Genomic DNA, 26,827 nt, shown 5'->3' on the forward strand with positions numbered 1-26,827 from the left:
GGGGTCATGGGTCCATCATCCGTGGACCCACGACCCCCGACAACGAAGGTGAGGCTGCGCTCAGCGGCCCCGCCGGGGCGCTCAGAGGCCGAGGTCGCGGCCGATGAGCTCCTTCATGATCTCGTTCGAGCCGGCCCAGATCTTCGAGACGCGGGCGTCGCGCCAGGCCCGCGCCACGCGGTACTCGTTCATGAAGCCGTAGCCGCCGTGCAGCTGCACGCAGTGGTCGAGCACGTCGTTCTGCACCTGGCTGGTCCACCACTTGGCCTTGGCCGCGTCGACCGGGGTGAGCTCGCCCTTGTCGTGGGCCACGACGCACTGGTCGACGTACGCCTCGGCGACCTCGATGGCGGTGAACTGCTCGGCGAGCAGGAACTTGTTGTGCTGGAACTGCCCGATCGACTGTCCGAAGGCCTTGCGGTCCTTGGTGTACTGCAGCGTCTCGACCAGGATCTGCTTGGCGTGGTGCACGTTGGAGATCGCGCAGCCCAGGCGCTCCTGCGGGAGCTTCTGCATCATCGCGATGAAGCCGCCGCCGAGCTCGCCGATGACGTGGTCGTCGCCGAGGCGCACGTTCTCGAAGAACAGCTCGGCGGTGTCGGACTCGTCCTGGCCGACCTTGTCGAGCTTGCGCCCGCGGCTGAAGCCCGGGGCGTCGGACGGGATGGCGAAGAGCGTGATGCCGCGCGCGCCCTTCTCGGGGTCGGTGCGCACCGCGGTGATCACCAGGTCGGCGGAGTAGCCGTTGGTGATGAAGGTCTTGGAGCCGTTGATGACCCACTGGTCGCCGTCGCGCACGGCGGTGGTCTTCAGCGCGGCCAGGTCGGAGCCGCCGGAGGGCTCGGTCATGCCGATGGCGAGCAGGATCTCGCCGGCCGCGACGCCGGGCAGCCAGCGCTGCTTCTGCTCCTCGGTGCCGAGCTCGACGATGTACGGCGCGGTGATGTCGGCGTGGATGCCCCAGCACGAGCCCAGCGCGGCGTTGACCTTGTTGAGCTCCTCGGCGGCGACCGCATTGAACCGGTAGTCCCCGGCGCCCACGCCGCCGTACTCCTCGGGGATCTCCAGGCCCAGGAACCCCTGCTTGCCGGCCTCGAGCCAGAACTCGCGCGGCAGGGCCTTGTCGGCCGCGTGCTGCTCGACGTCCGGGATCACCGAACGCTCCAGGAACTCGCGCACAGACGCGCGGAAGGCCTCGTGGTCCTCGTCAAAGATGCTCCGCTTCATGCCGCACATGCTACCGGCGGGTAGCGCGTGTGGCACAGCAGCGAGCGGGGAAGGCCCCCTTGCGGGTGGGCATGGACGGGGCCCGCCCGTGCTTTGATCGATCCAACCCGCACCACCCACGCACTCGAGGGAGCACCACCCGCATGGAGACCTGGCCCGGAACCGCCTACCCGCTCGGCGCGACGTTCGACGGGAGCGGCACCAACTTCGCGCTCTTCAGCGAGGTGGCCGACAGCGTCGTGCTGTGCCTCTTCGACGACGACCCCGAGCACCCCGACGGGCCGCTGCTCGAGACCTGCGTGGAGCTGCAGGAGGTCGACGCGCACGTCTGGCACTGCTACCTGCCGACGATCCAGCCCGGGCAGCGCTACGGCTACCGCGTGCACGGCCCGTGGGACCCCGAGCAGGGCCTGCGCTGCAACCCCAACAAGCTGCTGCTCGACCCCTACGCCAAGGCGACCTGGCGCGAGATCGACTGGGACCCCAGCCTCTTCGCCTACACCTTCGGCGAGGAGGACTCCCGCAACGACGACGACTCCGCGCCGCACATGACCCTCGGCGTGGTCATCAACCCGTTCTTCGACTGGGAGGGCGACCGCCGCCCGCGCGTCGACTACAACGACACGGTCGTCTACGAGGCCCACGTCAAGGGCCTGACCCAGCTGCACCCCGACGTCCCCGAGGAGCTGCGCGGCACGTACGCCGGCGTCGCGCACCCGTCGGTCGTGGAGCACCTCAAGAAGCTCGGGGTGACCGCGGTCGAGCTGATGCCGGTGCACCAGTTCATCCAGGACAACACGCTGCTCGAGAAGGGGCTGCGCAACTACTGGGGCTACAACACCCTGGGCTTCTTCGCCCCGCACGCCGACTACTCGGCCTCCGCGCACGCCGGGGTCGGTCGCGGCCAGCAGGTCCAGGAGTTCAAGGCGATGGTCAAGGAGCTGCACGCCGCCGGCATCGAGGTGATCCTCGACGTGGTCTACAACCACACGGCCGAGGGCAACCACCTGGGCCCGACCCTGAGCATGAAGGGCATCGACAACCAGGCCTACTACCGCCTCGTCGAGGACGACCCGCGCTACTACATGGACTACACGGGCACCGGCAACACGCTCAACGTGCGCCACCCGCACTCGCTGCAGCTGATCATGGACTCGTTGCGCTACTGGGTCACCGAGATGCACGTCGACGGCTTCCGCTTCGACCTGGCCTCCGCGCTGGCGCGCGAGTTCTACGAGGTCGACCGGCTGGCGACGTTCTTCGAGCTCGTCCAGCAGGACCCGGTCGTGAGCCAGGTCAAGCTGATCGCCGAGCCGTGGGACGTGGGCCCCGGCGGCTACCAGGTCGGCGGCTTCCCGCCGCAGTGGACCGAGTGGAACGGCGCCTACCGCGACACCGTGCGCGACTTCTGGCGCGGCGAGCCGTCGCTGGGCGAGTTCGCCAGCCGGCTCTCCGGCTCCTCCGACCTCTACGAGCAGTCGGGCCGGCGCCCCTTCGCGAGCATCAACTTCGTCACCGCCCACGACGGTTTCACGCTGCGCGACCTCGTGTCCTACAACGACAAGCACAACGAGGCCAACGGCGAGGACAACAACGACGGCGAGAGCCACAACCGCTCGTGGAACCACGGCGTCGAGGGGCCCACCGACGATGCGGCGGTCCTCGAGCTGCGGGCCCGCGCCCAGCGCAACCACCTCACCACGCTGCTGCTGAGCCAGGGCGTGCCGATGCTGCTGCACGGCGACGAGGCCGGGCGCACCCAGGACGGCAACAACAACACCTACGCCCAGGACTCCGAGATCGCCTGGATGCACTGGGACCGCCTCGACACCCCGCTGGTGGAGTTCACCGCCGCGGTCTCCCGGCTGCGCGCCGAGCACCCGACCTTCCGCCGCAAGCGCTTCTTCACCGGCAACACCGTGCGCACCGGCCCCGAGGGCGCCGAGCGCCTCAACGACATCGTGTGGCTGCACCCCTCCGGGCGCCCGATGGAGGACGAGGACTGGGAGGGCGACGACCGGGTGCTCGGGATGTACCTCAACGGCCACGGCATCGCCGGGCGCGACCCGCGCGGCCAGGTCATCGAGGACGACCACTTCCTGCTCTACTTCAACGCCGCCGACTTCGACGTCGAGGTGACCCTGCCCCCCGAGGAGTACGCCGCGCGCTGGCAGGTCGCCATCAACACCGCCGGCAACGGCGACCGTCCCGAGCCGCTCGACCCCGACAGCGTCGTCACGATGGCCTCGCGCAGCGTGCTGGTGCTCCAGGAGTACGCCGCCCCCGAGGCCGACGTGGACCACTCGGTGGCCGCCTCGATGGCCGCGCAGTCCCAGACCGCGACCGGCGAGGAGGCCTGACGTGGGTGGTCCCACCCGCCGGCCGGTGTCGACCTACCGCTTCCAGGTCAGCGCCGACCTCGACCTGCCGGAGGTGGCCCGCCGGCTGGCCTACGTGCACGACCTGGGCGTCGACTGGGTCTACCTCTCGCCGCTCCTGGCCGCCGAGCCCGGCAGCAGCCACGGCTACGACGTGGTCGCCCACGACCACCTCGACGAGTCCCGCGGCGGCGAGGAGGGCCTGGACGCCGTCAGCGCCGAGGCCCGGCGCCTGGGCCTGGGCGTGCTCGTCGACATCGTGCCCAACCACGTCGGGGTCGCCACCCCCAGCGAGGACCCGTGGTGGTGGGAGGTGCTGCGCGACGGCCGCGACGCCGAGCACGCGGGCGCCTTCGACATCGACTGGGACACCGCCGACCAGCGCCTGCGCATCCCCGTCGTCGGCGACGACGACCTGCTGCCCGACGGGCAGGTCGACCACCTGCGCCTCGTCGAGGGCGAGCGCGGCCTCGAGCTGCACTACTGGGACCAGGCCTTCCCCGTGGCCCACGGCACCGCCGAGGGCGTCGACGACGACCCGCAGGCCGTGCACGCGCGCCAGCACTACGAGCTCGTCGACTGGCACCGCGCCGACGACGCGCTGAACTACCGCCGCTTCTTCGCCGTCAACACCCTCGCCGCGGTGCGGGTGGAGGAGCCCGAGGTCTTCGACGAGACCCACGTCGAGATCCGCCGCTGGTTCACCGAGGGCCTCGTCGACGGGCTGCGCGTCGACCACCCCGACGGCCTGCGCGACCCGAAGGGCTACCTCGACGACCTCGCCGAGCTCACCGGGTCGGCGTACACGCTGGTGGAGAAGATCCTCGAGCCCGGCGAGGCGCTGCCGACCAGCTGGGCCACCGACGGCACCACCGGGTACGACGCCCTGGCCTGGGTCGACCGGGTGCTCACCGACCCCGCGGGTCAGGCGCCGCTCGACGCGCTCGAGGCGCGGCTGCGCGGGCTGCCCGACGGCGAGGTCGTCGACTACCCCGCGATGGTGCACGACCTCAAGCGCGAGGTGGCCGACGGCATCCTGCACAGCGAGGTGCGGCGCATCGTGCGCGACCTGCGCCGCGACGTGCCCGAGCGGGTGCCCTCGAGCACCGCCGACGCGGTCGCCGAGCTGATGGCCTGCTTCCCCGTCTACCGCTCCTACCTGCCCGAGGGCGCCGAGCACGTCGACCAGGCGTTCGCGGCCGCCCGCGAGCGCCGCCCCGACCTGGCCGCCACCCTCGACACCATCGAGCCGTGGCTGCGCGACCCCTCGCTCGACGCCTGCCGCCGCTTCCAGCAGACCAGCGGGATGGTGATGGCCAAGGGCGTCGAGGACTGCGCGTTCTACCGCTACTCGCGCCTGACCTCGCTCAACGAGGTCGGCGGCGACCCCCACGAGTTCTCGCTGCCCGTCGACGAGCTGCACCAGCACCTCGCGGCGCGCCAGCGTGACTGGCCGCACGCGATGACGACGCTGTCGACCCACGACACCAAGCGGGGCGAGGACGTGCGCGCGCGCATCACCGTGCTCGCCGAGGTGCCGCAGCGCTGGGAGGAGACGCTCGACCGGCTGCTGGCGCTGGCGCCGCTGCCCGACCCGGGCTTCGGCTCCCTGCTGTGGCAGGCCGTGCTGGGCGCCTGGGGCTCCGACCCCGACGACGTGCTGCGCGAGCGGCTGCACGGCTACGCGATGAAGGCGATGCGCGAGGCCGGCGACCGCACCACCTGGACCGAGCCCGACGAGACCTACGAGGCCGCTGTGCACGCCGCCGTCGACGCCGCCTTCGACGACCGCGAGGTCCGGGGCGTGCTCGAGGCCCTGGTGGCCGAGGTCGTCGACGCGGGCTGGTCGAACGCGCTGTCCGCCAAGCTGCTCGCGACCACGCTGCCGGGCGTGCCCGACGTCTACCAGGGCTCCGAGCTGTGGGAGCAGTCGCTGGTCGACCCCGACAACCGGCGCCCGGTCGACCTCGACCTGCGGGCCCGGCTGCTCGCCGGGATCGACGCCGGGCAGCGCCCGGCCGCCCCGTCGGGCGTCGACGACACCGGCGAGGCCAAGCTGCTGGTCACCACGGCCGCGCTGCGGCTGCGCCGCGACCACGCCGACCTGTTCACCGGCTACACCCCGATCGCCGCGACCGGCGAGGCCTCCGGCCACGTCCTCGCCTTCGACCGGGGCGGCGCCGTCACGGTGGCGACCCGGCTGCCCGTCGGGCTCGCGGACCGCGGCGGCTGGGGCGGGACCCGTCTCGACCTGCCGGCCGGACGCTGGCGCGACGTGCTGACCGGCGAGGTGACCGACGGCGACCTCGCGACCCTGCTGGCGACCTACCCCGTCGCCCTGCTCGTCAAGGAGGACCGATGACCACGACGACCACGCCCGGCCACGGCCACCGACGCGGGCGCTTCGACGTCTGGGCCCCGCGGCCCGAGCGCGTGCGGCTGCTGGTGGCCGGCGAGACCGTGCCGATGCGCCGGGGCGACGACGACTGGTGGACACCCGACGGGCCGGTGCCCGAGGGCGCTCAGGAGGGCGAGGTCGACTACGGCTACCTGCTCGACGACGACCCCGACCCGCGACCCGACCCGCGCTCGCGGCGCCAGCCGGACGGCGTGCACGGGCTCTCGCGCACCTACGACCCGTCGGCCTTCGCCTGGACCGACCACTCCTGGACCGGCCGCCAGCTCGCCGGCTCGGTGATCTACGAGATGCACGTGGGCACCTTCACCCCCGAGGGCACCCTCGACGCCGCGCTCGGCCGGCTCGACCACCTCGTCGACCTCGGCGTCGACCTGGTCGAGGTGATGCCGGTCAACGCCTTCAACGGCACCCACAACTGGGGCTACGACGGCGTCGCCTGGTTCGCGGTCGCCGAGTCGTACGGCGGCCCCGAGGCCTACCAGCGCTTCGTCGACGGCTGCCACGCGAAGGGCCTGGGCGTGATCCAGGACGTGGTGCACAACCACCTGGGCCCGTCGGGCAACTACCTGCCGCTCTACGCGCCGTACCTCAAGGACGGTCGCAACACCTGGGGCGACCTGGTCAACCTCGACGGCCAGGGGTCGGCCGAGGTGCGCCGCTACATCCTCGACAACGTCGCGATGTGGCTGCGCGACCACCACGTCGACGGGCTGCGCCTCGACGCCGTGCACGCGCTCTCCGACGACTCCGAGGTGCACCTGCTCGAGGAGATGGCCGTCGAGGTGGCGGCCCTGTCGGCCCACCAGCGCCGGCCGCTGACGCTCATCGCCGAGTCCGACCTCAACGACCCGGTGATGATCCGTCCTCGCGAGGCCGGTGGCCGCGGGCTCGACGCCCAGTGGAGCGACGACTACCACCACGCCGTGCACGTCGCGCTGAGCGGCGAGACGACCGGCTACTACGCCGACTTCGAGCCGCTCACCGCGCTGAAGAAGGTCGTCGAGCAGGGCTTCTTCCACGACGGCACCCACAGCTCCTTCCGCGGGCGCGACCACGGGGTGCCCATCGACACCGACCACACCGCCACCTGGCGGCTGGTGGTGGCCAACCAGAACCACGACCAGGTCGGCAACCGGGCCGTGGGCGACCGCCTCAGCGACCCCGCGCCGGGCCACCTCGACGACGACCAGCTCGGCTGCGCCGCGATGCTGACCCTGCTGGGGCCCTTCACCCCGATGCTCTTCCAGGGCGAGGAGTGGGCGGCCTCCACACCGTTCCAGTTCTTCACCAGCCACCCCGAGCCCGACCTGGGCACCGCCACGGCAGAGGGCCGGATCGCGGAGTTCGAGCAGATGGGCTGGGACCCCGCCGTGGTGCCCGACCCGCAGGACCCTGCGACCTTCGAGCGCTCCAAGCTCGACTGGAGCGAGCTCGGGCACGGGCGGCACGCGCGGCTGCTCGAGCTCTACCGCACGCTGGGCCGGCTGCGAAGGGAGTGGCCCGAGCTGACCGACCCGTCGTTCGCGGCCACCCGGTGCGAGGTCGACGCGACCGCGAGGCTCGTGGTGCTGCACCGGGGTCGGCTCCAGGTCGTGCTCAACCTGGGCGAGACGCCGCTCGAGGTGCACACCGGTCCGGGGCAGGTGCTCGCCGCCACCGCGTCGGGCGCCGAGCTCGACGCGCAGGGCCTGCTGGTGCTGCCCGGGCACGCCGGCGCCGTCGTACGGGCCTGACCGCGGCCGGCTGGTCCTCACCAGCCGGGTCGCGAGGCCGCCTGGGTCACAGTGAGTCGAGGTCGACCATGTCCTCGTCGGCGGGCGCCTCGACCTCGAGCGGCTCGTCGAACTCGGTGAAGGTCACCGTGCCTGTGTCCTCGCCCTCGGTCTTCTCGATCCGCACCAGGTGGTGGGGCTCCTCGACGGCGACGTAGCCGGTCGAGGTCTCGCCGTCCTCGTCGGTGGACTCGACCGCCACGACGGCGATCCCGTCGACCTCGCTCTGCTCACCGGTCTCGTACGTCGACTCGGTGTCGCTCTCGACGAGCTCGTCGAGCAGCTGGTCGAGGTCGCAGAACTCCGCGAACCCGTCGTCCTCGCCCAGCACCACCCACCGGCCGGCGACCAGGTCGATGACCTGGTCGGCCTGGGGGCCGGCCTGCGACGTCCAGAACTCCTCGCTGGGCCGGAACCAGGCCTGCCCGCCGACGCTGAGGACCTCGGCCTCGGCGCCGTCCAGGGTCAGGGTGCCGGTGCAGTCGCCCGCGGTGCTGGTGGCCAGGTCGAGGGAGATCTCGTCGCCACCCATCGTGATGTCGCCGCGCACCCGCACGCTCTCCAGCTGACCCATCGCCTCGCCCGACGCGTCGCGGATCTCGGCGCCCTCCTGCTCGGCGAAGGCCGACGAGCCCGCGGAGTCGCCCGTCTGGTCGTCACCGGCCGAGGAGCCGTCCCCGTCGTCGCCGCAGCCGACCAGGGCCGCGCTCGCTGCCAGCAGCGCCGCCACCTCCGCCGTACGTCGTGCCCAGCCGGCCATGTCGTGGTCCTCTCGTCGCGCGTGGTCGTGGTCAGATCACACCACGTGCGCCGCCGGCCCGCGAGCGCTCTCCACAGCCCTCTCCACAGGCGGGGCGCCCAGGACGGCCGACGCTCAGCCCGTGCGGGCGCCCAGGACCTCGTCGACCCAGGCGGGCACGAGCTCGCCGGCCGGGCCGTGACGGGAGTCGTGGAACCACATGGAGCCCTCGGAAGGCACCAGGTTGAGCTCGAGGGTGCGGGCGCCGTGGCGGCGCGCGTGCTGCACGAAGCCCGCGGCCGGGTAGACCGCCCCGGAGGTGCCCACGGACACGAACGTGTCGGCGCAGCCGAGGCGCTCGAGGATGAGGTCCATCTGGTAGGGGATCTCGCCGAACCACACCACGTCGGGGCGCAGCTCGGCGTGCCCGCAGCCCGGGCACGGCGGGTGGTCGAGCAGCTCGCGCTCCCAGCGCACCCGGCCCTCGCAGGCGCGGCACAGCGCCGAGAGCAGCTCGCCGTGCATGTGCACGACGTGGCGCGACCCGGCCCGTTCGTGCAGGTCGTCGATGTTCTGGGTGACCAGCAGCAGGTCGTCGCCCAGCGCCTCCTCGAGCCGTGCCAGCGCGCGGTGGGCGGGGTTGGGCTCGACGCGGGCCAGGGCGCTGCGCCGCTCGTCGTAGAAGCGCAGCACCCGCGAGGGCGCCAGCTCGTAGGCCTCGGGGGTGGCGACGTCCTCGACGTGGTGGCCCTCCCAGAGCCCGTCGGCGTCACGGAAGGTGGGCACCCCGCTCTCCGCGGAGATGCCGGCTCCGGTCAGGACGACGACGCTCACCGGCCCAGGGTAGGCCGAGCGCGTCCTCGGGTGCGGCTCAGGACACCACCGTGAGATCGAAGTCCACGACGAGCCCGTCCACCGTCGTGGTGGTCGCCTCCACCGTCACGTCGCCCGCGCTGGAGACGATGTCGCAGGTCGTGGTCGCGCCCTCCTCGCCGACCAGCTCGCCCTCGCAGGTCACCTCGTCGATCGTGAGCCCCGGGTCGGCGTACGCGCGCTCGACCGCGTCGGCGACCTCGTCGGCAGGGATGAAGAGGGTCTGCTCGAACTCGACCTCGTCGCCTTCCACCGCGGTGACCACCAGCCGCACGCCCGTCGTCGACCCGTCGTCGGAGAAGGTGATCAGGCAGTCCTGGGTGGCCTCCACCTCGGCCTCGAGCTCGCCCTCGCAGGCGACGTCGTACCGGTCGGCGTCGGGCCCGCTCATGTTGGCCGAGACCTCGCCCTCGAGGTCGGCCCGGTCGACGGCGCCGGGGCCCCCGACGGAGATCTCACCGCTGCAGGCGCTCAGCAGCAGGGCGGGCGCGAGCACCGCGCCGACCAGGGACGGGGACAGGACGGGCAGGCGCACGAGGACCCCCAGGGGACGGGGCGCGCACGACGGCGCCCGACCCCTGAGCATCCCTCGCGGGGGCCGCAGGGGTGGGCGGTTCTCGTGAGGTCCCGTCCCTGGTCTGGACCGCGGGAGGTCCGGGCCGGCTCGGCGGGAGGTTTGGGCCGGGTCGGCGCGAAGTTCGGGCCGGCTCAGTAGTACCAGGGGTAAGGCGACCAGTCGGGGTCGCGCTTCTCGAGGAACTGGTCGCGGCCCTCGGCGGCCTCGTCGGTCATGTAGGCCAGGCGGGTGGTCTCGCCGGCGAAGAGCTGCTGGCCGACCAGGCCGTCGTCGATGGCGTTGAAGGAGTACTTCAGCATCCGCTGCGCGGTCGGGCTCTTGCCGTTGACCAGGCGGCCCCACTCCAGGGCGGTGGCCTCGAGCTCGGCGTGCGGCACGGCCTTGTTGACCGTGCCCATCGCGGCGCCCTCCTCGGCCGAGTAGGTCTGGCCGAGGAAGAAGATCTCGCGGGCCTTCTTCTGCCCCACCTGGCGGGCCAGGTACGCCGACCCGAAGCCGCCGTCGAAGGAGCCGACGTCGGCGTCGGTCTGCTTGAAGCGGGCCTCCTCGAGGCTGGCCAGCGTGAGGTCGCAGACCACGTGCAGCGAGTGCCCGCCGCCGGCGGTCCAGCCGGGGACCACGCAGATGACGATCTTGGGCATGAAGCGGATCAGCCGCTGCACCTCGAGGATGTGCAGGCGCCCGAGGCGGGCCTTGTCGACGGTCTCGGCGCTCTCGCCCTCGGCGTACTGGTAGCCGGCGCGGCCGCGGATGCGCTGGTCGCCGCCGGTGCAGAAGGCCCACTTGCCGTTCTTGTCGCTCGGGCCGTTGCCGGTCAGCAGCACGCACCCGACGTCGCTGGTGGTGCGGGCGTGCTCGAGCACCCGCAGCAGCTCGTCGACGGTGTGCGGGCGGAAGGCGTTGAGCACGTCGGGGCGGTCGAAGGCGACCCGCACGGTGCCGTGGGCGCGCGCCCGGTGGTAGGTCAGGTCGGTCAGGTCCTCGAAGCCGGGCACGACGTCCCAGGCCTCGGCGTCGAAGATCTCCGACACCCCGTCGATGGCGCTCATGGCCAGCAGCGTATCGGCGCGCCGGGGAGCTGCCGGTCCGGGCCGGGTCGACGCGAGGTCTGGGCCGGGTCGACCCTGCTCAGGGTCGGGCGATGCCGACCGCGAGCGCGGCCAGGTGGCCGACCCGGGCCAGCTCGGAGTCGAGGAACTCGGGGCCGCCGCGGCGCCCCAGCAGCACGACCTCGCCGTCGCTGAGGTCGACGGCGGCGTAGACGTTGTTGTCGTCGCCGTCGATCTCGGCGCGCTGGGCGCGCTGGGAGCGCACGACCTCGACGAACGGCAGCTCCGCCGGCGCCGCGTCGGTGGCGTGCATGATGCCGTCGCTGCGGTGCACCCGTGCGGCCCAGTCGGCCCGGAAGGTCACCGGCAGCAGGTCGACGAGGCGGTTGATGGCCTGCGTGGGGCTGGCGGTCAGCTCCTCGACGGCCTCGAGGTCGAGGAACAGCTGGCCGCCGGCGGCGTACCGGCTGATCCACAGCACCCGGACCCCCGGCGTCGCGTGGCAGGCCGAGACGATCGTGTCGGGCATGGTGCCGGGCACCAGCTCGAGCAGCACGTCGTCGACGGCCACGTCGTCGCGCTTCTCGACGATCTCGATGGCCTCGATGTCGCCGCCGGCCTCACCGATGCGGGTCGCCAGCCGCCCCAGGGAGCCGGGGACGTCGGGCAGCTCGACACGCAGCAGGAAGGACACGCATCGACCCTAGCCCGCCCGTGTTGCGGGCGCGTGTCACGCGCGGCCGGCGGGCGACCGCTATGCCGAGCGCTGCGACAACCGCTGGGCCAACCGCTGGGCCAACCGGTCGCGCAGGCCCGACGCGCGCTGCGCCTCCCGGGCGACCGCGGCGCGCACGGCCGCCTCCGAGGCCACCACCCGCACCTGCTCCTGGGCACGGGTGATGGCGGTGTAGAAGAGCTCGCGGGTCAGCAGCCGCGAGTCGGCCTCGGGCAGCAGCACGGTCACGTGCGCGGCCTGGCTGCCCTGGCTCTTGTGCACCGTCATCGCGTGCATCGTCTCGATCGCCTCCAGCCGTGCGGGGGCGAAGTCGCGCAACCGCTCGGAGCCGGAGATCCAGGCGCGCAGCCGGCCGTCGGGGGCGCGCACGACGGCCCCGGTCTCGCCGTTGTAGACCTCGAGCGCGTAGTCGTTGGTCGTCACCAGCAACGGGCGCCCGACGTACCACTCCCCCAGCACCGGCTCCCCGACCTCCTCGGCGAGCCAGCGCTCGACCTGCCGGTTCCAGGAGCGCACGCCGTAGGGCCCGTCGCGGTGGGCGCAGAGCAGCCGGTGGGTGTCGAGGGCCGCCACGGCCTGCTCGTGCTCGCCGGCGGCGGCGTGGCGGCGCACCCGCAGCGCGAGGTCGAGGGAGCGCTCCCGCAGCGCCTCGCCCAGCGTCTGCGCCAGCGCCTGGCCCCCCGCTGCCCGGGCGCCGGGCTCCTGGCCCGTCGGGTCCGTGGCCGGCAGCTCGACGAGCTCGACCTCGTCGCTGGGCCGGCGCAGCGTGGCCAGCACCTCGTCGGCGTCGCCCGCGCGCAGCGCCTCGGCCAGCTCCTTGATGTGCTCGGTGGAGCGGAAGTTCTCGGTCAGCGAGGCGACCGGTGACTCCGGGGCGTCCTCGCCGAAGTGGTCGGCGAAGCCGCGCACCACGTCGGCGAGCACCGCCCCGGCCCCCACGGAGGTGAGCTGGCGGGGGTCACCGACCAGCACGAGCCGCGCCTGCGGGCGCACCGCCTCGAGCAGGCGGCCCATCATGGTCAGCTCGACCATCGAGGACTCGTCGACGACGACGAGGTCGTGCTTGAGGCGGTTGCCGCGGTCGTGGCGGAACCGGGTGGCGTTGTCGGGGCGCCAGCCGAGCAGCCGGTGCAGGGTCATGGTCTCGGGGCGGCCCACCCGCTCGCGGTCGGCGGGGTCGAGGTCGGCGAGCTCGGCGAGCACCGCCTCCTGCAACCGGGTGGCGGCCTTGCCGGTGGGGGCGGTCAGCGCCACCGAGAACCGCTCGCCGCGGGCCGCGGCCTGGTCGGCCAGCAGCACCAGGAGCCGGGCGATGGTGGTCGTCTTGCCGGTGCCCGGCCCGCCGGTCAGCACGGTGGTCGAGCGTCCGACCGCCCCGACGGCGGCCCGTTCCTGCTGCTCGCTGAGCCGGGCGCCGCGGATGCGGGCCCGCGCCGCGTCGAGCGCGGCGGCGTCGACCTGGGGGGCCGGGGCGGCCACCCGCTCGACCAGGTCGTCGCAGACCTGGCTCTCGAGGCGGTGGTAGCGGTCGAGGTAGACGGTGTCGCCCTCGAGGTGCACGACGCCCTCGGCGACCAGCGGGGACGCCGCGACGGCCTCGACCCAGCCCGCGGGCTCGGGCCAGCCGGGGTGGTCGAGCAGCGCGGGGACGGCGGACAGGTCGACGCAGGTCGAGCCCGAGCGGACCCCGCGCACGGCCAGCGCCAGCGCGAGCTGCACCTGCTTGTCGGCCTCGCCGGCCAGCGCCGCGACCCGGCGGGCCACGTGCACGTCGGCAGCCTCGAGCAGGCCGGTGTCGTTGAAGCCGGCCAGCAGCCCGCTCGCCGAGCGGGCCCGGCGCCGGTCGTGCGGGCCGAGCGGCTCCGCGGGCGCGACGGTGGTGGGTGTCGTCGGTGTCGTCGTCATGGCCGGGCTCCGTCCAGCAGGTCCGAGACCGCCTCGAGCAGCGGCACCGGCGGGGTCCAGCGGAAGACCCCGCACGGCTCCCCGTCGACCAGGGGCGTGGCCTCGCCGCACATGCCGCGCAGGTAGAGGTAGAGCACGCCGCCCAGGTGCAGCTCGGGGTCGTAGCCCGGCTGGCGCCAGCGCAGGAAGCGGTGCAGCACCACCGCGTAGAGCAGCGCCTGCAGGGGGTAGTCGGAGTGCACCATCGCCGCGTCGAGGGCCGCGGGACGGTAGGCGTGGGCGGTGAGCGGCTCGTCGGGCGGGCCGAGCCAGTTGGTCTTGTAGTCGACCACCAGGTAGCGCGGGGCCGGCTGCGTCGCCCCGCTGCCCGCGCCACCTGCATCACCAGCGTGACCGGCGACGCGCAGCACCACGTCGACCGAGCCCGTCAGGTAGCCGCGCAGCGGCTGGTCGCCCAGCGCCGGCTGCTCGAGCGCCGCGGCGTACCCCCGCACCGGGTCGGTCTCGTCGAGGTGGCGGCGCAGCAGCGGTGCGAGGTCGCCCAGGCGCACCTCCTGCTCGGGCCTCCCGGCCTCGAGAGGCTCCGCGAGGTCGCCCCCGGAGAGCGGCAGCTCGAAGTCCATCTCGCGCAGCCGGTCGCGCAGCCCCACGTCGCGCAGGCGCAGCCCCGGCGCGGCGCTGCCCAGCGGCGAGTCGCAGACGGCGACCAGGGCGTCGGCGAGCGCCTCGGGGTCGACGTCGACCGGCCACCACACGAGCTGGTCGCGCACGTGGGCCACCAGCTCGGCGCGCAGGTCGTCGGCCCCGGGGTCGGCGTGCTCGAGGACCGCGTGCACCAGCGAGCCGAAGGTCGCACCCACGGGCAGGTCGGCCATCGGCGAGGCCACCTGCAGCTCGGCGGGGACCACGGCGGGGCTCCCCCCGTCGAGGGTCGCGGGGACCGCGTCGGGGCGGGTGGCGGGCTCGTCGTCCTTGGGGATGCTCTCGGGCTCGCTGCCCACGGCGCCCCCACCTGCACCCCCGGGTGACGGGGGCGACCCGGCGACGCTGCTGCCGGGGGCGGCGCGCTCGGCGCTCGGGGCGGCCGTGAGCGCGGAGTACGACGTGCGCCGCCACGCGGTGTCGACGTCGCGCGCGAAGCGACGGGCCTCGAGCCGGCCGGGAGCTGGCCGGGCGGGCGCCGGCGGCGGGTCGCCCCACAGGGCTGCCTCGGGAGCCGGGCCACCGCGACGCGCCCAGTCGCCGAAGAGCCCGACGACCTCGTCGTCACCGGGCACCGGCGGCGTGCGCGGCACCACGGGGTCGCCCTGCGGGCGGCACAGCAGCCGGTGCAGCGGCGAGGCGAGGGCGTTCTTGGTCGGCGCCCACCAGCACACGACCTGCGCCTGGGCACGGGTCATCGCCACGTAGAGCAGCCGCAGCCACTCCCCGGCCTCCTCGTCGTTCCAGCGCCGCACGCTCTCGCCCCAGCCGTCGGCGGCCGCGTCGCGGGGCCCGCCGACGTCGAGGCAGCGCTGCCCGGCGTCGTCGTGGAAGAGCGGGCGCACCGGCTTGGGCACGAACCGGTCGGCGAGGGCGGGCAGGTAGACGACGGGGTACTGCAGGCCCTTGCTGGCGTGGATGGTCACCAGCTGCACCGCGGCCGCGTCGGAGTCGAGACGGCGGGTGCGCTCGGCCCCGCGGCCCGCGCGCCCCTCGGCGACCTGCTCGCGCAGCCACGCCAGCAGCGAGACCAGCCCCAGGTGCTCGCGCTGCGCGGTCTCGTGGAGCGCCTCGCCGATGTGGCGCAGGTCGGTCAGGCGGCGCTCGCCACCCACCTCGCGCAGCACCCGGGCGGGAAGCCCCGCGGCGGAGGCGGCCTCGAGCACCGCGGCCACCCCGCGGCGCGCCGCCAGGTCGGCCCAGCGGCGCAGCACGTCGGCCACCTCGTCGGTGACGTCGTCACGGCTGCGCCCACCCGGGCCGGGGTCGCCGTCGAGCTCCGCGGCGCTGCGCCCGACGAAGCAGGTCAGCGCGGCCGCGCGCACCCGGGCGCTGCGGTGCGGCTGCTCGAGGGCCTCGAGCAGGCTCAGCCACTCGACGGCCGCCGGGGTGGCGAAGACGCTGCCGCCGCCGGCGATCACCGCCGGCACGCCCGCCTCGACCAGCGCCCGCTGGGCCGCGGCCAGGTCGGCGTGGCGGTAGGAGATGACCGCGACGTCGCGGGGCTCGAGCTCGCGACCCTCGAACGTCGCGCCCGAGGCGAGCAGGCGGCGTACGTCGAGGGCCAGGTCGCGGGCCACGTGCGGGCGCACCTGGCCGACCGCGAGCGAGGTGCCCGGGCCGCGGCCCAGGCTGTCGCGGCGCACTGCCCGCAGCCGCAGCGGCGCCTCGACCGGCGCGCCCACGAGCCGCCGCTGCTGGTGGTGGGCGCTGACGGGGTGCACCACGATCTGCTCGTCGCCGAGCTCGGCGCCGGCCAGCAGCGCCTGGGTGGCCTCGAGCAGGGCGGCGTCGCTGCGCCAGTTGACCCCGAGGGTCTCGTGCCGGTCGGCGCTGCGCGCCGCCTGCAGGTAGGTCGTGACGTCACCGCCGCGGAAGGCGTAGATGGCCTGCTTGGGGTCGCCGATCAGCACCATCGTGGCCACCCCGGTGAAGGCCCGGTCGAGCACCTGCCACTGCACCGGGTCGGTGTCCTGGAACTCGTCGACCAGCACCAGCTGCCACCGCTCCTGCATGCGGGTGCGGGCCGGGGAGCCGGGCGCCTCGAGGGCGCGCGCCAGCTGCAGCAGCAGGTCGTCGTAGGAGAGCACGCCGAGCCGGCGCTTGCGCAGGTCGAGCTCGTCGCGCACGGCCTGCGCGAAGGCGACCCGGCGACCGGCCGGGGTGGCCGGGTCGGCGTCGGCCGGCTCGAGGCGGGCCTGGGGGTCGCCGACCGCGGCCCGGGCGATGGCGAGCGCGTCGGCGTGGCTGAAGACCGGGTCGGCGTCGGCGTAGGCGAAGGCGCGCAGGTAGAGGTCGTCGACGACCTCGCGCAGCAGGTCGTCGAGGTCCTCCACCAGGCGGGCCCGGGCGTCGGTGTCGCCGGCCACCCCGAGCGACTCCAGCACCAGCGCGCAGAACTGGTGGGTGGTGGCGATCGTGGCGCCGTCGAAGCCCGCGAGCGCCTCGAGGACCCGGCGGTGGCGCAGCTCGCGGTCGTCGCCGTCGCCCACCACCAGGCGCAGCAGGTCGGTGTCGGCGGCCACGTCGGGGTCGCCGGCCAGCGCCCGCTCGGCCTCCACGAGCTGGGTGCGCACCCGCTCGCGCAGCTCCTGGCTGGCGGCACGTCCGAACGTCACCACCAGCATGTCGTCGAGCCGGGCGGTGCCCTCGACGACGTAGCGGGTCACCAGGGCCCCGATCGTCCAGGTCTTGCCGGTGCCGGCGCTGGCCTCGAGCAGCGTGGTGGTGCCGGGCGTGGGCAGGTCGGGGGCGCAGACGTCGAACCCGGGCGCGCTCACAGCGGTCCCACCCTCTCGGCGCCGGTGAGCAGGGGCTCCCAGACCGTCCACGCGTGCTCGCCGAGGCCCGCGGCCAGCAGCACGCCCAGGTCGGCGCCGTCGCCGAAGGCGCGACGGTGGTAGGGGTCGGCGTCCTCGCCCTCGATGCCGTAGGGGTGGTGCGGGTCGGTCTCCCAGGCCTTGCGCGCCAGGTCGTCGGGCGACACGTCGTCGCCCATCAGGCCGCGCGCCCGGCCCTCGGCCCAGGCCGCCGCCGTGGCCACCGGCAGCGGGAGCGGACGCCGCAGCCCGAGGTCGCGCAGCTCGACGAGGCGGCGCAGCCACTCCTCGGCCCGGTGGTCGAGCGGCCCGGCGAGGGCCCGCCGCGGACCGGCGCGCTCGCGGCCCACCGCGTGGGCGGTGAACACCTCGTCGGGGTGCGCGGCCGACAGCGCGAGCAGGTCGATCCAGGAGGCGAGGCGCTGCTTGGGCTTGAGCCGGGAGTAGCCCAGGGACAGGACCTTCGAGCCGTGGACACCGGCGACCGTGCCGGTCAGGCGCCGCCCGGCGCCCAGGTCGACGTCGACGTCGAGGGTGCGCGGCGCGCCCTGGCGCAGGTCGGCGGTGCGCTCGAAGAGCTTCTGCGACTCCTCGACCACCCCGCGCAGGGCCTGCTCGCCCAGCACGCCCGGGGGCAGGGTGCCGCGCAGCTGCTCCGCGGTCATCACCGCGACCGGGTCCTGGCCCGCGAGCACCTCGCGCAGCAGGTGGTCGCCCACGGCCCAGGCCTCCAGCGCGTCGAGCGAGACCGGGATCGCGTCGCCCACCTCGTCGGGCTCCAGCGGGGCCGACACGTCGAGCCGCTGGCGCAGGAAGCTGCGCACCGGGTGCAGGAAGAAGGAGCGCAGCTCGGCCAGGCTGACGTCGCCGGGCTCGACGGCCGGCAGGTCGCCGGCCAGCAGCGGCGCGGGCGGGACCCGCTCGGCGACCGCGGCCCGGGCGCCGCCCAGCGCGGCGGTGTCGAAGCTGAACGGCCGGGGGTCGTGGGCCAGCAGCGCGCCCGGGGCCAGGTTGCGGGCGTCGTAGGGCTGCAGGGGGTGGTGGGTCAGCACGTGCTCGCGCACCGGGGTCGCGCAGGTGCGGTCGGCCGCGTCGAGCACCTCGCCCAGCGGCACCGCCGGGGGCCGGGGCGCCCCGGAGTGCTCGTTGGCGCCGGTGTAGGTCACCACCAGGGTCTCGGTGGCCGAGAGCAGGGCGTCGAGGAGCAGCTGGCGGTCCTCGCTGCGCACGTCGCGCTCGCCGGTGAGCGGGTCGCGGGCCAGCACGTCGTCGCCGTCGGGGGCCAGGCTGCGCGGGAACACGCCGTCGTCGAGACCGACGAGGCAGACCACCCGGTGCGGCACCGAGCGCATCGGCACCATCGTGCAGACGGTCAGGGTGCCGGTGCGGAAGTTGGCCCGGGTGGGTCGCCCGCCCAGCCGCGAGACGAGCAGCGCGCGCACGTCGGCCAGGCGCAGCCGCACGTCGGGACCGTCGGCGGCCGCGGCGGCGGCCCGCGAGAGCTCGGTCTCGAGCTGGGCGAGCTGCCAGGCGTCGTCGGGGGCGACGTCGCCGAGCGCCCGCACGCCGTCGCCCAGGGCGCTCATCCACGACGCGGCGTCGTCGGCCGTCGAGAGCGCCGTGACGCAGCCGTCGAGGCGGTCGACCAGCTCGGCGAGCCGGCCCACCAGGTCGACGTCGGAGCTGCCGACGTCGTCGACCGGCAGGCCGCGCCCGACCCGCCGGTGGTCGTCGCCGCTCATCGCCACGCCCAGCAGCACCCGGTCGAGCCCGGCTCGCCAGGTGTTGTGCTCGAAGCGGGCCATCGAGAAGGCGGCGCGGTGCGGCGCGTCGAGGCCCCAGCGGATGCCGGCCTGGCCGACCCAGCGCGCGATCCGGTCGAGGTCGTCGTCGCCGAGGCCGAAGCGCAGGCGGCAGGGCTCGGAGCCGGCGAGGTCGAGCACGTCGGAGGCGGTGACCCGGCCGCCGGCCAGCTCGACCAGGCGCCCCGCCAGGGCGAGCAGCGGGTTGGTGCTGCTCAGCGCCCGGTCGGCCAGGCGCACCCGCAGCCGGTGGGCGGGGTGCCCGCCGCCGGGGCTGTCCTCCACGGCCTCGGCGAGACCGAACCCGGCCGAGACCAGGGGCGCGTAGGTCTCGATGTCGGGACACATCACGAGGATGTCGCGCGGCTGCAGGCTCGGGTCGTCCTCCAGCAGCCCGACCAGCACCTCGCGCAGCACGTCGACCTGACGGGCGGGGCCGTGGCAGGCGTGCACCTGCAGGCTGCGGTCGGCCGGGTCGTGGGCCCGGGCGGTGCGCTCGTGGGGCTCGGGGGCGTGGTTGGCCCGCAGGTCGTGCTGGAGCCGGGCCAGCAGGGTGGCCGGGGCCGGCTCCTCGTCGGCCAGCGGCTCGTCGAGCGCGCCGAGGGGGGCCAGGGTGCGGGCCAGCTCGCGGGTGTCGCGGCCCAGCGAGGCCAGCAGCGGGTGGCCGGCCAGCTCGGCCGCACTGTCGGCGCGGCGCCGCACCGGCCCCTCGACGTCGCCCAGCGCCCGCCACAGCGCGGCCGAGGGCTGGGGCAGCCACAGGTGCACCTCGCGGCGCGCGGCCAGGGCGCCGAGGAGCGTGACCTCGCTGACGGGCAGCCGGGTGTGGCCGAAGAGCGAGAGGCGTCCGGGCAGGTCGAGCCCCTCGCCACCGCTCTCGAGGGCGGCCACGGTGCGGGCCAGCCGCACGTCGGGCGGGTCGGCGGGCACCCGCTCCAGCAGGCGGCGCCACAGCTCGGGCTGCCAGGCCAGGTCGTCGGGCAGGCCCCGGCCGGCGCCGTCGGTGTCACGCCCCTCGCGCCAGTCACCGACCAGCGAGGGCCGCTGCACGGCGTACGACGCCAGCAGGCCGGCCAGGCGGCGCGCCACCGACCAGCGCCGGTCGCGCCGCAGCTCGGCGTCGTCACCGCGACGGCCGTGGCCCAGGTGGTGGGCCAGCGTGGCGCACCACGGCTCGTCGAGGCAGTCGTCGATGGTGGCCAGCAGCGGCCACACGAGGCGGTCGGGCTCCCACGCGTCGTCACGGTCACGGCCGAGCAGCAGCGAGACCAGGGAGTGGGGGGTCAGGAACCGGACGCCGGCGCAGATGCCGTCGCCGCCGCGGGGGCCGGCGCCCAGGGTGTGGGACAACCGCTGGGTCAGCCAGCGCTCCACGCCCTTGGCGGGCACCACCACGACCTCCTCGGCGAACGGGTCGTCCAGCGGCGCGGCGAGCAGCCCGCCGAGGCCGTCGGCGAGCCGGTCGGTGCGCGTGGCGCGGTGGAGGTGGAGCGGCACGGCGGCAGCATCGCACGACCCGCCGACATGCCCGACCGGACGTGGCGGGTCAGCCGGGTCAGCCGGGTCAGCCGGGTCAGCCGGGTCAGACCGCCTCGCGCTGGGAGTCGCTGTGGCTGATGTCGCGCTCGAGGTCGGCGACGGCCTCCGGCTTGTCGTGGAAGCGCCGGTAGCTCCAGACGATCAGGCCCAGGGCGATGGCGGCCGAGGCCACCTGGGTGATGCCGGTGGCGGCCCCGCCCACCAGCCACCACGACTCGTCCAGGAACCACCAGCCGGGGGCGTCCGGGCCGACGATCCACACCACGCCCAGGCCGGCCACCACCAGCGCCGCGGTCGTGGAGGCGAGGATCCGCGGCCAGGTCGCGACGCCGTCGGCGGCGCCGCGCATGGCGCGGTACTTCACCGGGTCGAGCCGCTTGGCGGCCCAGTCGTACTGCTGGGAGAGCACCGCCATGCCGGCGAAGAGCATCAGCAGGCCGGGGCCCGGCAGCACCAGGGCGGCGATGCCCACGACCACGAGGGTCCAGCCCACGACCTCGAGCGTCACCCGACGCGCAGCGGACTTCATGGACCCCACCATCCCAGAGCCTTCCAAGCGCCGCCAGGCCCTCGTGGGCGCGGCGCGGTGCTGCTCAGCCGCGCGCGCGACCAGAGCACGAGGGCGACACCGAGGGCCCCGGAGGCGATCTGGGCCACGCCGCTCCAGGTCCCGCCAGGCAGCCACGCCCACCCGGGCAGCCCCCACCACGACGGCGGAGCGGGGTCGACGAGCCACAGCACGCCCGCCGCGGCCAGCGCCGTGGTGCCCAGCAGCGAGGCCAGGGTGCGCGGCCAGGTCGCCACCGAGCGGGCCGCTGCGCGCAGGCCCCGCTCGCGCCACGGGGCGAGCCGCGCGGCCACCCGCTCGTCGGCCCGGGCCAGCACGTGCACCCCGGCCGCCAGCGCCAGCAGCCCGGGTCCGGGCAGCGGGTAGAGCACGACCCCGAGCAGGACGAGCCCCCAGCCGAGCACGAGCAGCAGGCGAGAGCGCATCGGCGCATCCTGCGGCGGCCGGTCGACGACCACCCGCCCGCCGGGCGGCCGTCCGGTGCCGGCCCGGTGAACTCCTGCCCTCTCGGGCTCGTCGGGCTGACGGGGCGGGGGGCGGCTCAGCCGTCGGTGGCGCCCGGCTGGGGGTCGACGAGGCGGGTCCCCGTGCGGACCCACCAGGCGGCAGCGCCGCGGACCTCGTCGGACCAGCCGGGCTCCTCGAGGATCTCGCCCAGCACCGGCGAGCCGGCGATACCGATCACGCTGAGCACGCGGCCGGGCCCGAACAGCTGGTCGGAGGTACGCAAGCAACGGCGCAGCACGGCCTCGTCCACCTGCTCCCCTGCGATCGCCAACCAGGCCGCCTCGCGGGCCGAGAGCTCGTCCGCCTCCTGCAGGCGGCGACGCACGGTCGGTGGCAGGTAGTCGTGGACCAGCGAGGCACCGCGGCTCGTCGCCCGCTCCCGCACCGAGGGGTCGGGGTGGCTCTCCGCGATCGACAGGACGGCGTCCACCGCGACGCGGCGCAGCCCCGGCAGTGCCCCGAGGAGCAGGGCGCTGGCGTGCGAGCGGCTGGAGCGCCCCTCCCCGACCACCTCGAAGAGCAACCGGGCCAGCAGCGGCTGGTAGGGCAGGCCGAGGGCGGCCGAGCTCTCCTCGGCATGCACCTGGCAGGCACGGACCAGCGCCTCGCGTCCCGCGGGGCGCAGCGACTCGCCGACCGGGGAGGGCGGGTGCGCCACGTCGCCGCGCACCGCCGCGAGCTCGTCGGCGGGCACCAGCCGCAGCACGTGCGAGAGCCAGCGCCACCGTTCCCCCTGGTCCTGGGCCACGGCGTTGTAGTGGGCGACCACGCGGTCGAGCACCGGCGCCCAGAAGCCCGGCGCGGCGTGCGCCTCGGCCATCACGCCCAGCCCGATCGCGGCGCCCTCGACCAGGAGCTCGCGAGGGTCTCCGAGCAGATCGACCATCCACGACCTCGTGTCGTCGTCGAAGGCCTCCCCCACCGCGCTCATCACGTCGTTGGGCATCTGCACGTGGGGGTCGGCCAGGACCGCCTCGGCGGCCTCGCGCACCACGCCGCCCCACGCGCTGCGTCGCAAGGTCGCCAGCGCGTCGTACCGGATGAGGTAGGAGGTGCCGTGGGAACGCACCAGCTCACCCATCAGGGCCGAGACCCGGTCCCGGGCCTGGTCGACGGGCAGGCCCACGTTGCCCTGCTGGGCCATCGCACGCGCCCACTCGCGCCACTGGCCGCCCACGGCGTCCCCCGCGAGCACCGGCTCGTGCAGGCGCGACATCTCCTCGGGCGAGGCGACACGGTGCACCGGCGCGCGGTCGACGGGGCTGTAGGGGAAGGTGCGGCACACGATGTCGATGCTGGCGCGCAGCGAGTGCGGCGCCAGCGCCAGCGCCTCCTCGTACGCCGCGACGACCCGGTCGTCGCGCACGGCTCCGGTCTCGATGCGGTGCAGCGACGACGTGCTGGTGCGCAGGCCCAGCCACTCGAGCCGCGTCACCATGTCGCCCAGCCGGTGCGCGGGGCGCTCGGGCGCGGTCAGCCGTGCCATCCGCAGCAGCCAGCCGATGCGCACGCCGACGTCGATGGTCGGCCCGGTGAGCGGGGTCGGGTCGTCGAGCGGCTTGAGCGGCGCGCCGCGCGACTGCTCCGTACCCACCTCGGACCCCCATGTCCCCTGCCCCACGAGGGTGATCGTGATCCTCGTGCGACGTGTCTGTGAGCCGGCTGTGAGCCGACTGCGCAGCAAGGGTAAATACCCATCCCCCGCGAGAGCCAGCGAGCGACGTCGCCGGGAGGGGAGCACGCCCCGCTCAGGCGGGCCGGCGGGCCAGCCCGCCGACGACCACGTCGGCCAGCGCCCGGTAGGCCTCGGCGTCGCTGAGCCCGGTCGCCGCGCCCACCCGGCCGGCCTGGATGCCGGTCATCACCTCGGCGACCGCGGCCCCCACGAAGACCGCGTCCACGGGGCGCAGCGCCCCCGCCACGACGCCGGCGTCGACCAGCGCCCGGACCCGGCGGGCCGCGTGGCGGGTGTTCTCCTCGTAGACCTCGCCCGCCGGCGGGTGGGCCAGCAGGTCGGCGTAGAAGCTCGGCGAGGCCGGCGCCAGCTCGTCGGAGACCGCGAGCAGGTAGGTGCGCAGCCGGGCCGCCGGGTCGGGCTCGGCCTGCACCCGCTGCTCGATGCGCTCGGCTGCTCCTCGGAACCACGCGCGCAGCGTCGCCAGCACGATCTCGGGCTTCGAGCCGGCGACCAGGTAGAGCGAGGACCGGGAGCAGCGCAGCCGGGCGGCGAGGTCGCCGACGCCGAAGGCGAGGAAGCCCTCGGCGAGGAACAGGTCGGCGAGGCGCCCGAGCAGCTCGGCGCGCCGGCGGTCGGCTCGGGCGAGGGAGTCGGTGGGGCCCACCCGCCGGAGCATAGGCCGCGAACGGGCCGTCGGGTACCAGATCCCGTAGTCTGGTACTCGACCGTCTCCCCGTCCTCAGGAGGACCCATGCCCGCCCGCCGCGTCCTGGCCACCGACGAGTCCGCCGAGCTGCTGGCGCTCGTGCGCCGCATCGCCACCGACGAGCTGGCCCCCCGCGTGGCCGAGGCCGAGGCCGACGAGCAGTTCCCCCGCGACGTCTTCCGCCTGCTGGGGCGCAGCGGGCTGCTGGGGCTGCCCTACCCGGAGGAGCAGGGCGGCGCCGGGCTGTCCTACGAGGTCTACCTGCAGGTGCTCGAGGAGATCGCCGCAGTCTGGTCCTCGGTCGGGGTGGGCGTCTCGGTGCACGCCCTGAGCTGCTTCGGGCTGGCGCAGTTCGGCACCGACGAGCAGCGCCGGCAGTGGCTGCCCGACATGCTCGGCGGCGACCTGCTCGGCGCCTACTGCCTCTCCGAGGCGCACGCCGGCTCCGACCCCGCGGCGATGCGCACCACCGCGCGGCGCGACGGCGACGACTACGTCATCGACGGCGCCAAGGCCTGGACCACCCACGGCGGGCACGCCGACTTCTACAAGGTGATGGCACGCACCTCCGAGGACCGCGGCGGCATCTCCTGCTTCCTGGTGCCGGCCGACACGCCGGGACTGGTCGCGGACCCGCCGGAGCGGAAGATGGGACTGACCGGGTCGGCGACCGCCACGATGCGCTTCGACGGCGTACGGGTGCCGGTCGAGCGCCGTCTCGGCGCCGAGGGCGAGGGGCTGCGGATCGCCCTGGCCGGCCTCGACGCCGGGCGCCTGGGCATCGCGGCCGTCGCCACGGGCCTCGCCCAGGGCGCCCTCGACCACGCGCTGGCCTACGCCCGCGAGCGCGAGACCTTCGGACGCCCGATCATCGAGCACCAGGGCCTGGCCTTCGTGCTGGCCGACATGGAGGCCGCGGTGCAGAGCGCCCGGGCCACGGTGCTGCACGCGGCCCGGCTCAAGGACGCCGGGCAGCCCTTCGGGCGCGAGGCCTCGATCGCCAAGCTGGTGGCCACCGACAACGCCATGAAGGTCACCACCGACGCCGTGCAGGTGCTGGGAGGCTACGGCTACACCCGCGACTTCCCGGTCGAGCGCTACATGCGCGAGGCCAAGGTGATGCAGATCTTCGAGGGCACCAACCAGATCCAGCGGATGGTCGTCGCCCGCTCCCTCGACAAGTCCGCCCCCGGCGCCATCACCCACCTCTGACCCACCTCGCCGAGCCGGCACGACTTCCTCGCGAGCCGGCGCTACTTCCTGACCGGACCGACGAAAGCCGCGGAACTGGTGCCGGGTCGCGGGGAACTGGCGCCGGGTCGGGGCGGTGGCCGGCCGGGTGGGAGGCTGGACGGGTGGACCTCCCCGACGCCGCCGACATCGACGCCGCCGCCCACCGGCTCTCCGACATCGTCAGCCCGACGCCGCTGCACCGCAGCGACCGGCTCTCGACACTGCTCGGCCTCGAGGTGTGGCTCAAGCGCGAGGACCTGCAGCCGGTGCGCTCCTACAAGCTGCGCGGCGCGTTCACCCTCATCGACCAGCTCCCGCCCGAGGCGCGCGAGCGGGGGGTGACCTGCGCCAGCGCCGGCAACCACGCCCAGGGGGTCGCCTTCGCGTGCGCCCGGGCCGGGGTCCGGGCACGGGTGCACCTGCCCCGCACCACCCCGCGCCAGAAGCGCGAGCGGGTCGCGGTGCTCGGCGGCGGGCTCGTCGAGGTCGTGATCGTCGGCGACACCTACGACGAGGCGGCCGCGGCCAGTGCGGCGTACGCCCTCGAGAGCGGCGCGACGCCGGTGCCGGCCTTCGACGACCCGCGAACGATCGCCGGCCAGGGCACGGTGGCCCGCGAGGTGCTGGCCCAGCTCGACGCGCAGGTCGGGCGCGCGCCCGACGCCGTCGTCGTGCCGGTCGGCGGCGGCGGCCTGGCCGCGGGCATGCTCGCCTTCCTCGCCGAGCGGGCCCCGCACGTGCGGGTGGTGGGCGCCGAGCCGGCCGGGGCGGCCAGCATGGCCGCGGCCCTCGAGGCCGGCGAGCCGGTGACCCTGCCCGAGCTCGAGAGCTTCGTCGACGGCGCCGCCGTACGCCGGGTGGGCGCGTGGACGCACGCCGTGGTCGCCGCGCACCGGCCGCCGATGGTCGCGGTGCCCGAGGGGCTGGCCTGCGTCGAGATGCTCGACCTCTACCAGTCCGACGGCATCATCGCCGAGCCCGCCGGGGCGCTGGCCAGCGCGGCGCTGCGGCTGCCGATGGAGTCGGGCGGCCCGGTGCTGGCGCCGGGCTCGCTGGTCGTGGCGATCGTCTCGGGCGGCAACAACGACGTGAGCCGCTACGCCGAGGTGGTCGAGCGCGCACTGGTGCACGAGGGGCTCAAGCACTACTTCCTGGTGGAGTTCCCCCAGGAGCCGGGCGCGCTGCGCCGCTTCCTCGACGAGGTGCTCGGGCCCGACGACGACATCACGCTCTTCGAGTACGTCAAGCGCAGCAACCGCGAGACCGGCCCGGCGCTGGTCGGCGTCGAGCTCGCCGCCGCCGGAGACCTCGACGGCCTCCTGGCCCGGATGGACGCCTCGCCGCTGCGCGTCGAGCAGGTCCCGCCCGAGAGCCCGCTCTTCCGCTGGGTGATGTAGCCCCGCCGGGCGGGGCCCGATGCCTAGCCGGGCGTCTGCGTGGAGTCGTCGCGGGTGCCCTCCGGGTCCTCGGTGCGCTCCTGGGAGTCCGCCAGGATCGCCTCGGCCTGGGCCTGCGGGTCGTCGCTGCCGGCCTCCCTCTCCTCGGGCAGCAGCTCGGCGCGCGAGGCGACCGCGTCGGAGTCGGGGTGGGCGTCGGGG

General features: G+C 74.9%; 18 protein-coding genes. 5 read left to right on the plus strand and 13 right to left on the minus strand.

Annotated features, from left to right (window positions below):
* Window positions 1–81 precede the first annotated feature (81 nt).
* Window positions 82–1,227, minus strand: a complete 1,146-nt coding sequence (locus ABKW28_RS18065) for an acyl-CoA dehydrogenase family protein (protein WP_193669740.1) — start codon at window positions 1,225–1,227, stop codon at window positions 82–84.
* Window positions 1,228–1,370: 143 nt separating this feature from the next.
* Here ABKW28_RS18065 and glgX point away from each other — a divergent pair, with 143 nt between their 5' ends.
* From glgX to treZ, 3 genes are read left to right on the plus strand one after another with little or no spacing between them, the layout of a single operon-like run.
* On the plus strand, window positions 1,371–3,587 hold the full coding sequence (gene glgX / locus ABKW28_RS18070; RefSeq protein WP_193669741.1) for a glycogen debranching protein GlgX: 2,217 nt from the start codon (window positions 1,371–1,373) through the stop codon (window positions 3,585–3,587).
* A 1-nt stretch (window position 3,588) separates the two neighbouring features.
* A complete protein-coding gene (gene treY, locus ABKW28_RS18075; RefSeq protein ID WP_348612194.1) occupies window positions 3,589–5,967 on the plus strand; it encodes a malto-oligosyltrehalose synthase in 2,379 nt (792 codons plus the stop codon).
* The gene (gene treZ / locus ABKW28_RS18080; protein ID WP_348612196.1) at window positions 5,964–7,757 is read left to right on the plus strand and encodes a malto-oligosyltrehalose trehalohydrolase; all 1,794 of its coding nucleotides are present in this window, start codon (window positions 5,964–5,966) and stop codon (window positions 7,755–7,757) included. Before treY ends, treZ begins: the two co-directional genes overlap by 4 nt.
* A 46-nt stretch (window positions 7,758–7,803) precedes the next feature.
* On the opposite strand, the gene ABKW28_RS18085 is transcribed toward treZ, so the two are convergent.
* The 12 genes from ABKW28_RS18085 to ABKW28_RS18140 all read right to left on the minus strand — a co-directional run bounded on the left by ABKW28_RS18085 (window position 7,804) and on the right by ABKW28_RS18140 (window position 23,954).
* Window positions 7,804–8,556: a hypothetical protein gene (locus ABKW28_RS18085; RefSeq protein WP_193669744.1), complete on the minus strand. Its 753-nt coding sequence runs from the start codon at window positions 8,554–8,556 to the stop codon at window positions 7,804–7,806.
* Window positions 8,557–8,670: 114 nt separating this feature from the next.
* Entirely contained in the window at window positions 8,671–9,369 is a 699-nt protein-coding gene (locus ABKW28_RS18090) for an NAD-dependent deacylase (RefSeq protein ID WP_193669745.1), read from the minus strand.
* Between the two features lie 37 nt (window positions 9,370–9,406).
* Window positions 9,407–9,943, minus strand: a complete 537-nt coding sequence (locus ABKW28_RS18095; protein ID WP_193669746.1) for a DUF4333 domain-containing protein — start codon at window positions 9,941–9,943, stop codon at window positions 9,407–9,409.
* A gap of 173 nt (window positions 9,944–10,116) precedes the next feature.
* Window positions 10,117–11,034, minus strand: a complete 918-nt coding sequence (locus tag ABKW28_RS18100) for a 1,4-dihydroxy-2-naphthoyl-CoA synthase (RefSeq protein ID WP_341230528.1) — start codon at window positions 11,032–11,034, stop codon at window positions 10,117–10,119.
* Between the two features lie 79 nt (window positions 11,035–11,113).
* On the minus strand, window positions 11,114–11,728 hold the full coding sequence (locus ABKW28_RS18105) for an amino acid-binding protein (RefSeq protein WP_193669748.1): 615 nt from the start codon (window positions 11,726–11,728) through the stop codon (window positions 11,114–11,116).
* Between the two features lie 60 nt (window positions 11,729–11,788).
* Window positions 11,789–13,675, minus strand: coding sequence for an exodeoxyribonuclease V subunit alpha (gene recD, locus ABKW28_RS18110; protein ID WP_348612198.1), 1,887 nt, complete (start codon window positions 13,673–13,675; stop codon window positions 11,789–11,791).
* On the minus strand, window positions 13,672–17,157 hold the full coding sequence (locus tag ABKW28_RS18115; RefSeq protein ID WP_348612200.1) for a UvrD-helicase domain-containing protein: 3,486 nt from the start codon (window positions 17,155–17,157) through the stop codon (window positions 13,672–13,674). The genes recD and ABKW28_RS18115 overlap by 4 nt, the downstream gene beginning before the upstream one ends.
* On the minus strand, window positions 17,154–20,495 hold the full coding sequence (gene recC / locus ABKW28_RS18120) for an exodeoxyribonuclease V subunit gamma (RefSeq protein WP_348612202.1): 3,342 nt from the start codon (window positions 20,493–20,495) through the stop codon (window positions 17,154–17,156). Before recC ends, ABKW28_RS18115 begins: the two co-directional genes overlap by 4 nt.
* An 85-nt stretch (window positions 20,496–20,580) precedes the next feature.
* On the minus strand, window positions 20,581–21,066 hold the full coding sequence (locus ABKW28_RS18125) for a PGPGW domain-containing protein (protein ID WP_348612204.1): 486 nt from the start codon (window positions 21,064–21,066) through the stop codon (window positions 20,581–20,583).
* Window positions 21,063–21,530, minus strand: a complete 468-nt coding sequence (locus tag ABKW28_RS18130; protein WP_348612206.1) for a PGPGW domain-containing protein — start codon at window positions 21,528–21,530, stop codon at window positions 21,063–21,065. The genes ABKW28_RS18125 and ABKW28_RS18130 overlap by 4 nt, the downstream gene beginning before the upstream one ends.
* A 116-nt stretch (window positions 21,531–21,646) precedes the next feature.
* Window positions 21,647–23,206 carry a hypothetical protein gene (locus ABKW28_RS18135; protein WP_348612208.1) on the minus strand — a complete coding sequence of 520 codons (1,560 nt, stop codon included), beginning with the start codon at window positions 23,204–23,206 and terminating at the stop codon, window positions 21,647–21,649.
* Between the two features lie 154 nt (window positions 23,207–23,360).
* Window positions 23,361–23,954, minus strand: a complete 594-nt coding sequence (locus tag ABKW28_RS18140; RefSeq protein ID WP_348612210.1) for a TetR/AcrR family transcriptional regulator — start codon at window positions 23,952–23,954, stop codon at window positions 23,361–23,363.
* An 87-nt stretch (window positions 23,955–24,041) separates the two neighbouring features.
* On the opposite strand from ABKW28_RS18140, the gene ABKW28_RS18145 reads away from it, so the two are divergent.
* Together ABKW28_RS18145 and ilvA are read left to right on the plus strand one after the other, a co-directional pair.
* Window positions 24,042–25,208, plus strand: a complete 1,167-nt coding sequence (locus ABKW28_RS18145) for an acyl-CoA dehydrogenase family protein (RefSeq protein WP_348612212.1) — start codon at window positions 24,042–24,044, stop codon at window positions 25,206–25,208.
* Between the two features lie 143 nt (window positions 25,209–25,351).
* Entirely contained in the window at window positions 25,352–26,626 is a 1,275-nt protein-coding gene (gene ilvA, locus ABKW28_RS18150; protein WP_348612214.1) for a threonine ammonia-lyase IlvA, read from the plus strand.
* The last annotated feature ends 201 nt before the right edge of the window (window positions 26,627–26,827 follow it).

The organism is Nocardioides sp. 31GB23, assembly GCF_040012395.1.
GTDB lineage: Bacteria > Actinomycetota > Actinomycetes > Propionibacteriales > Nocardioidaceae > Nocardioides > Nocardioides salarius.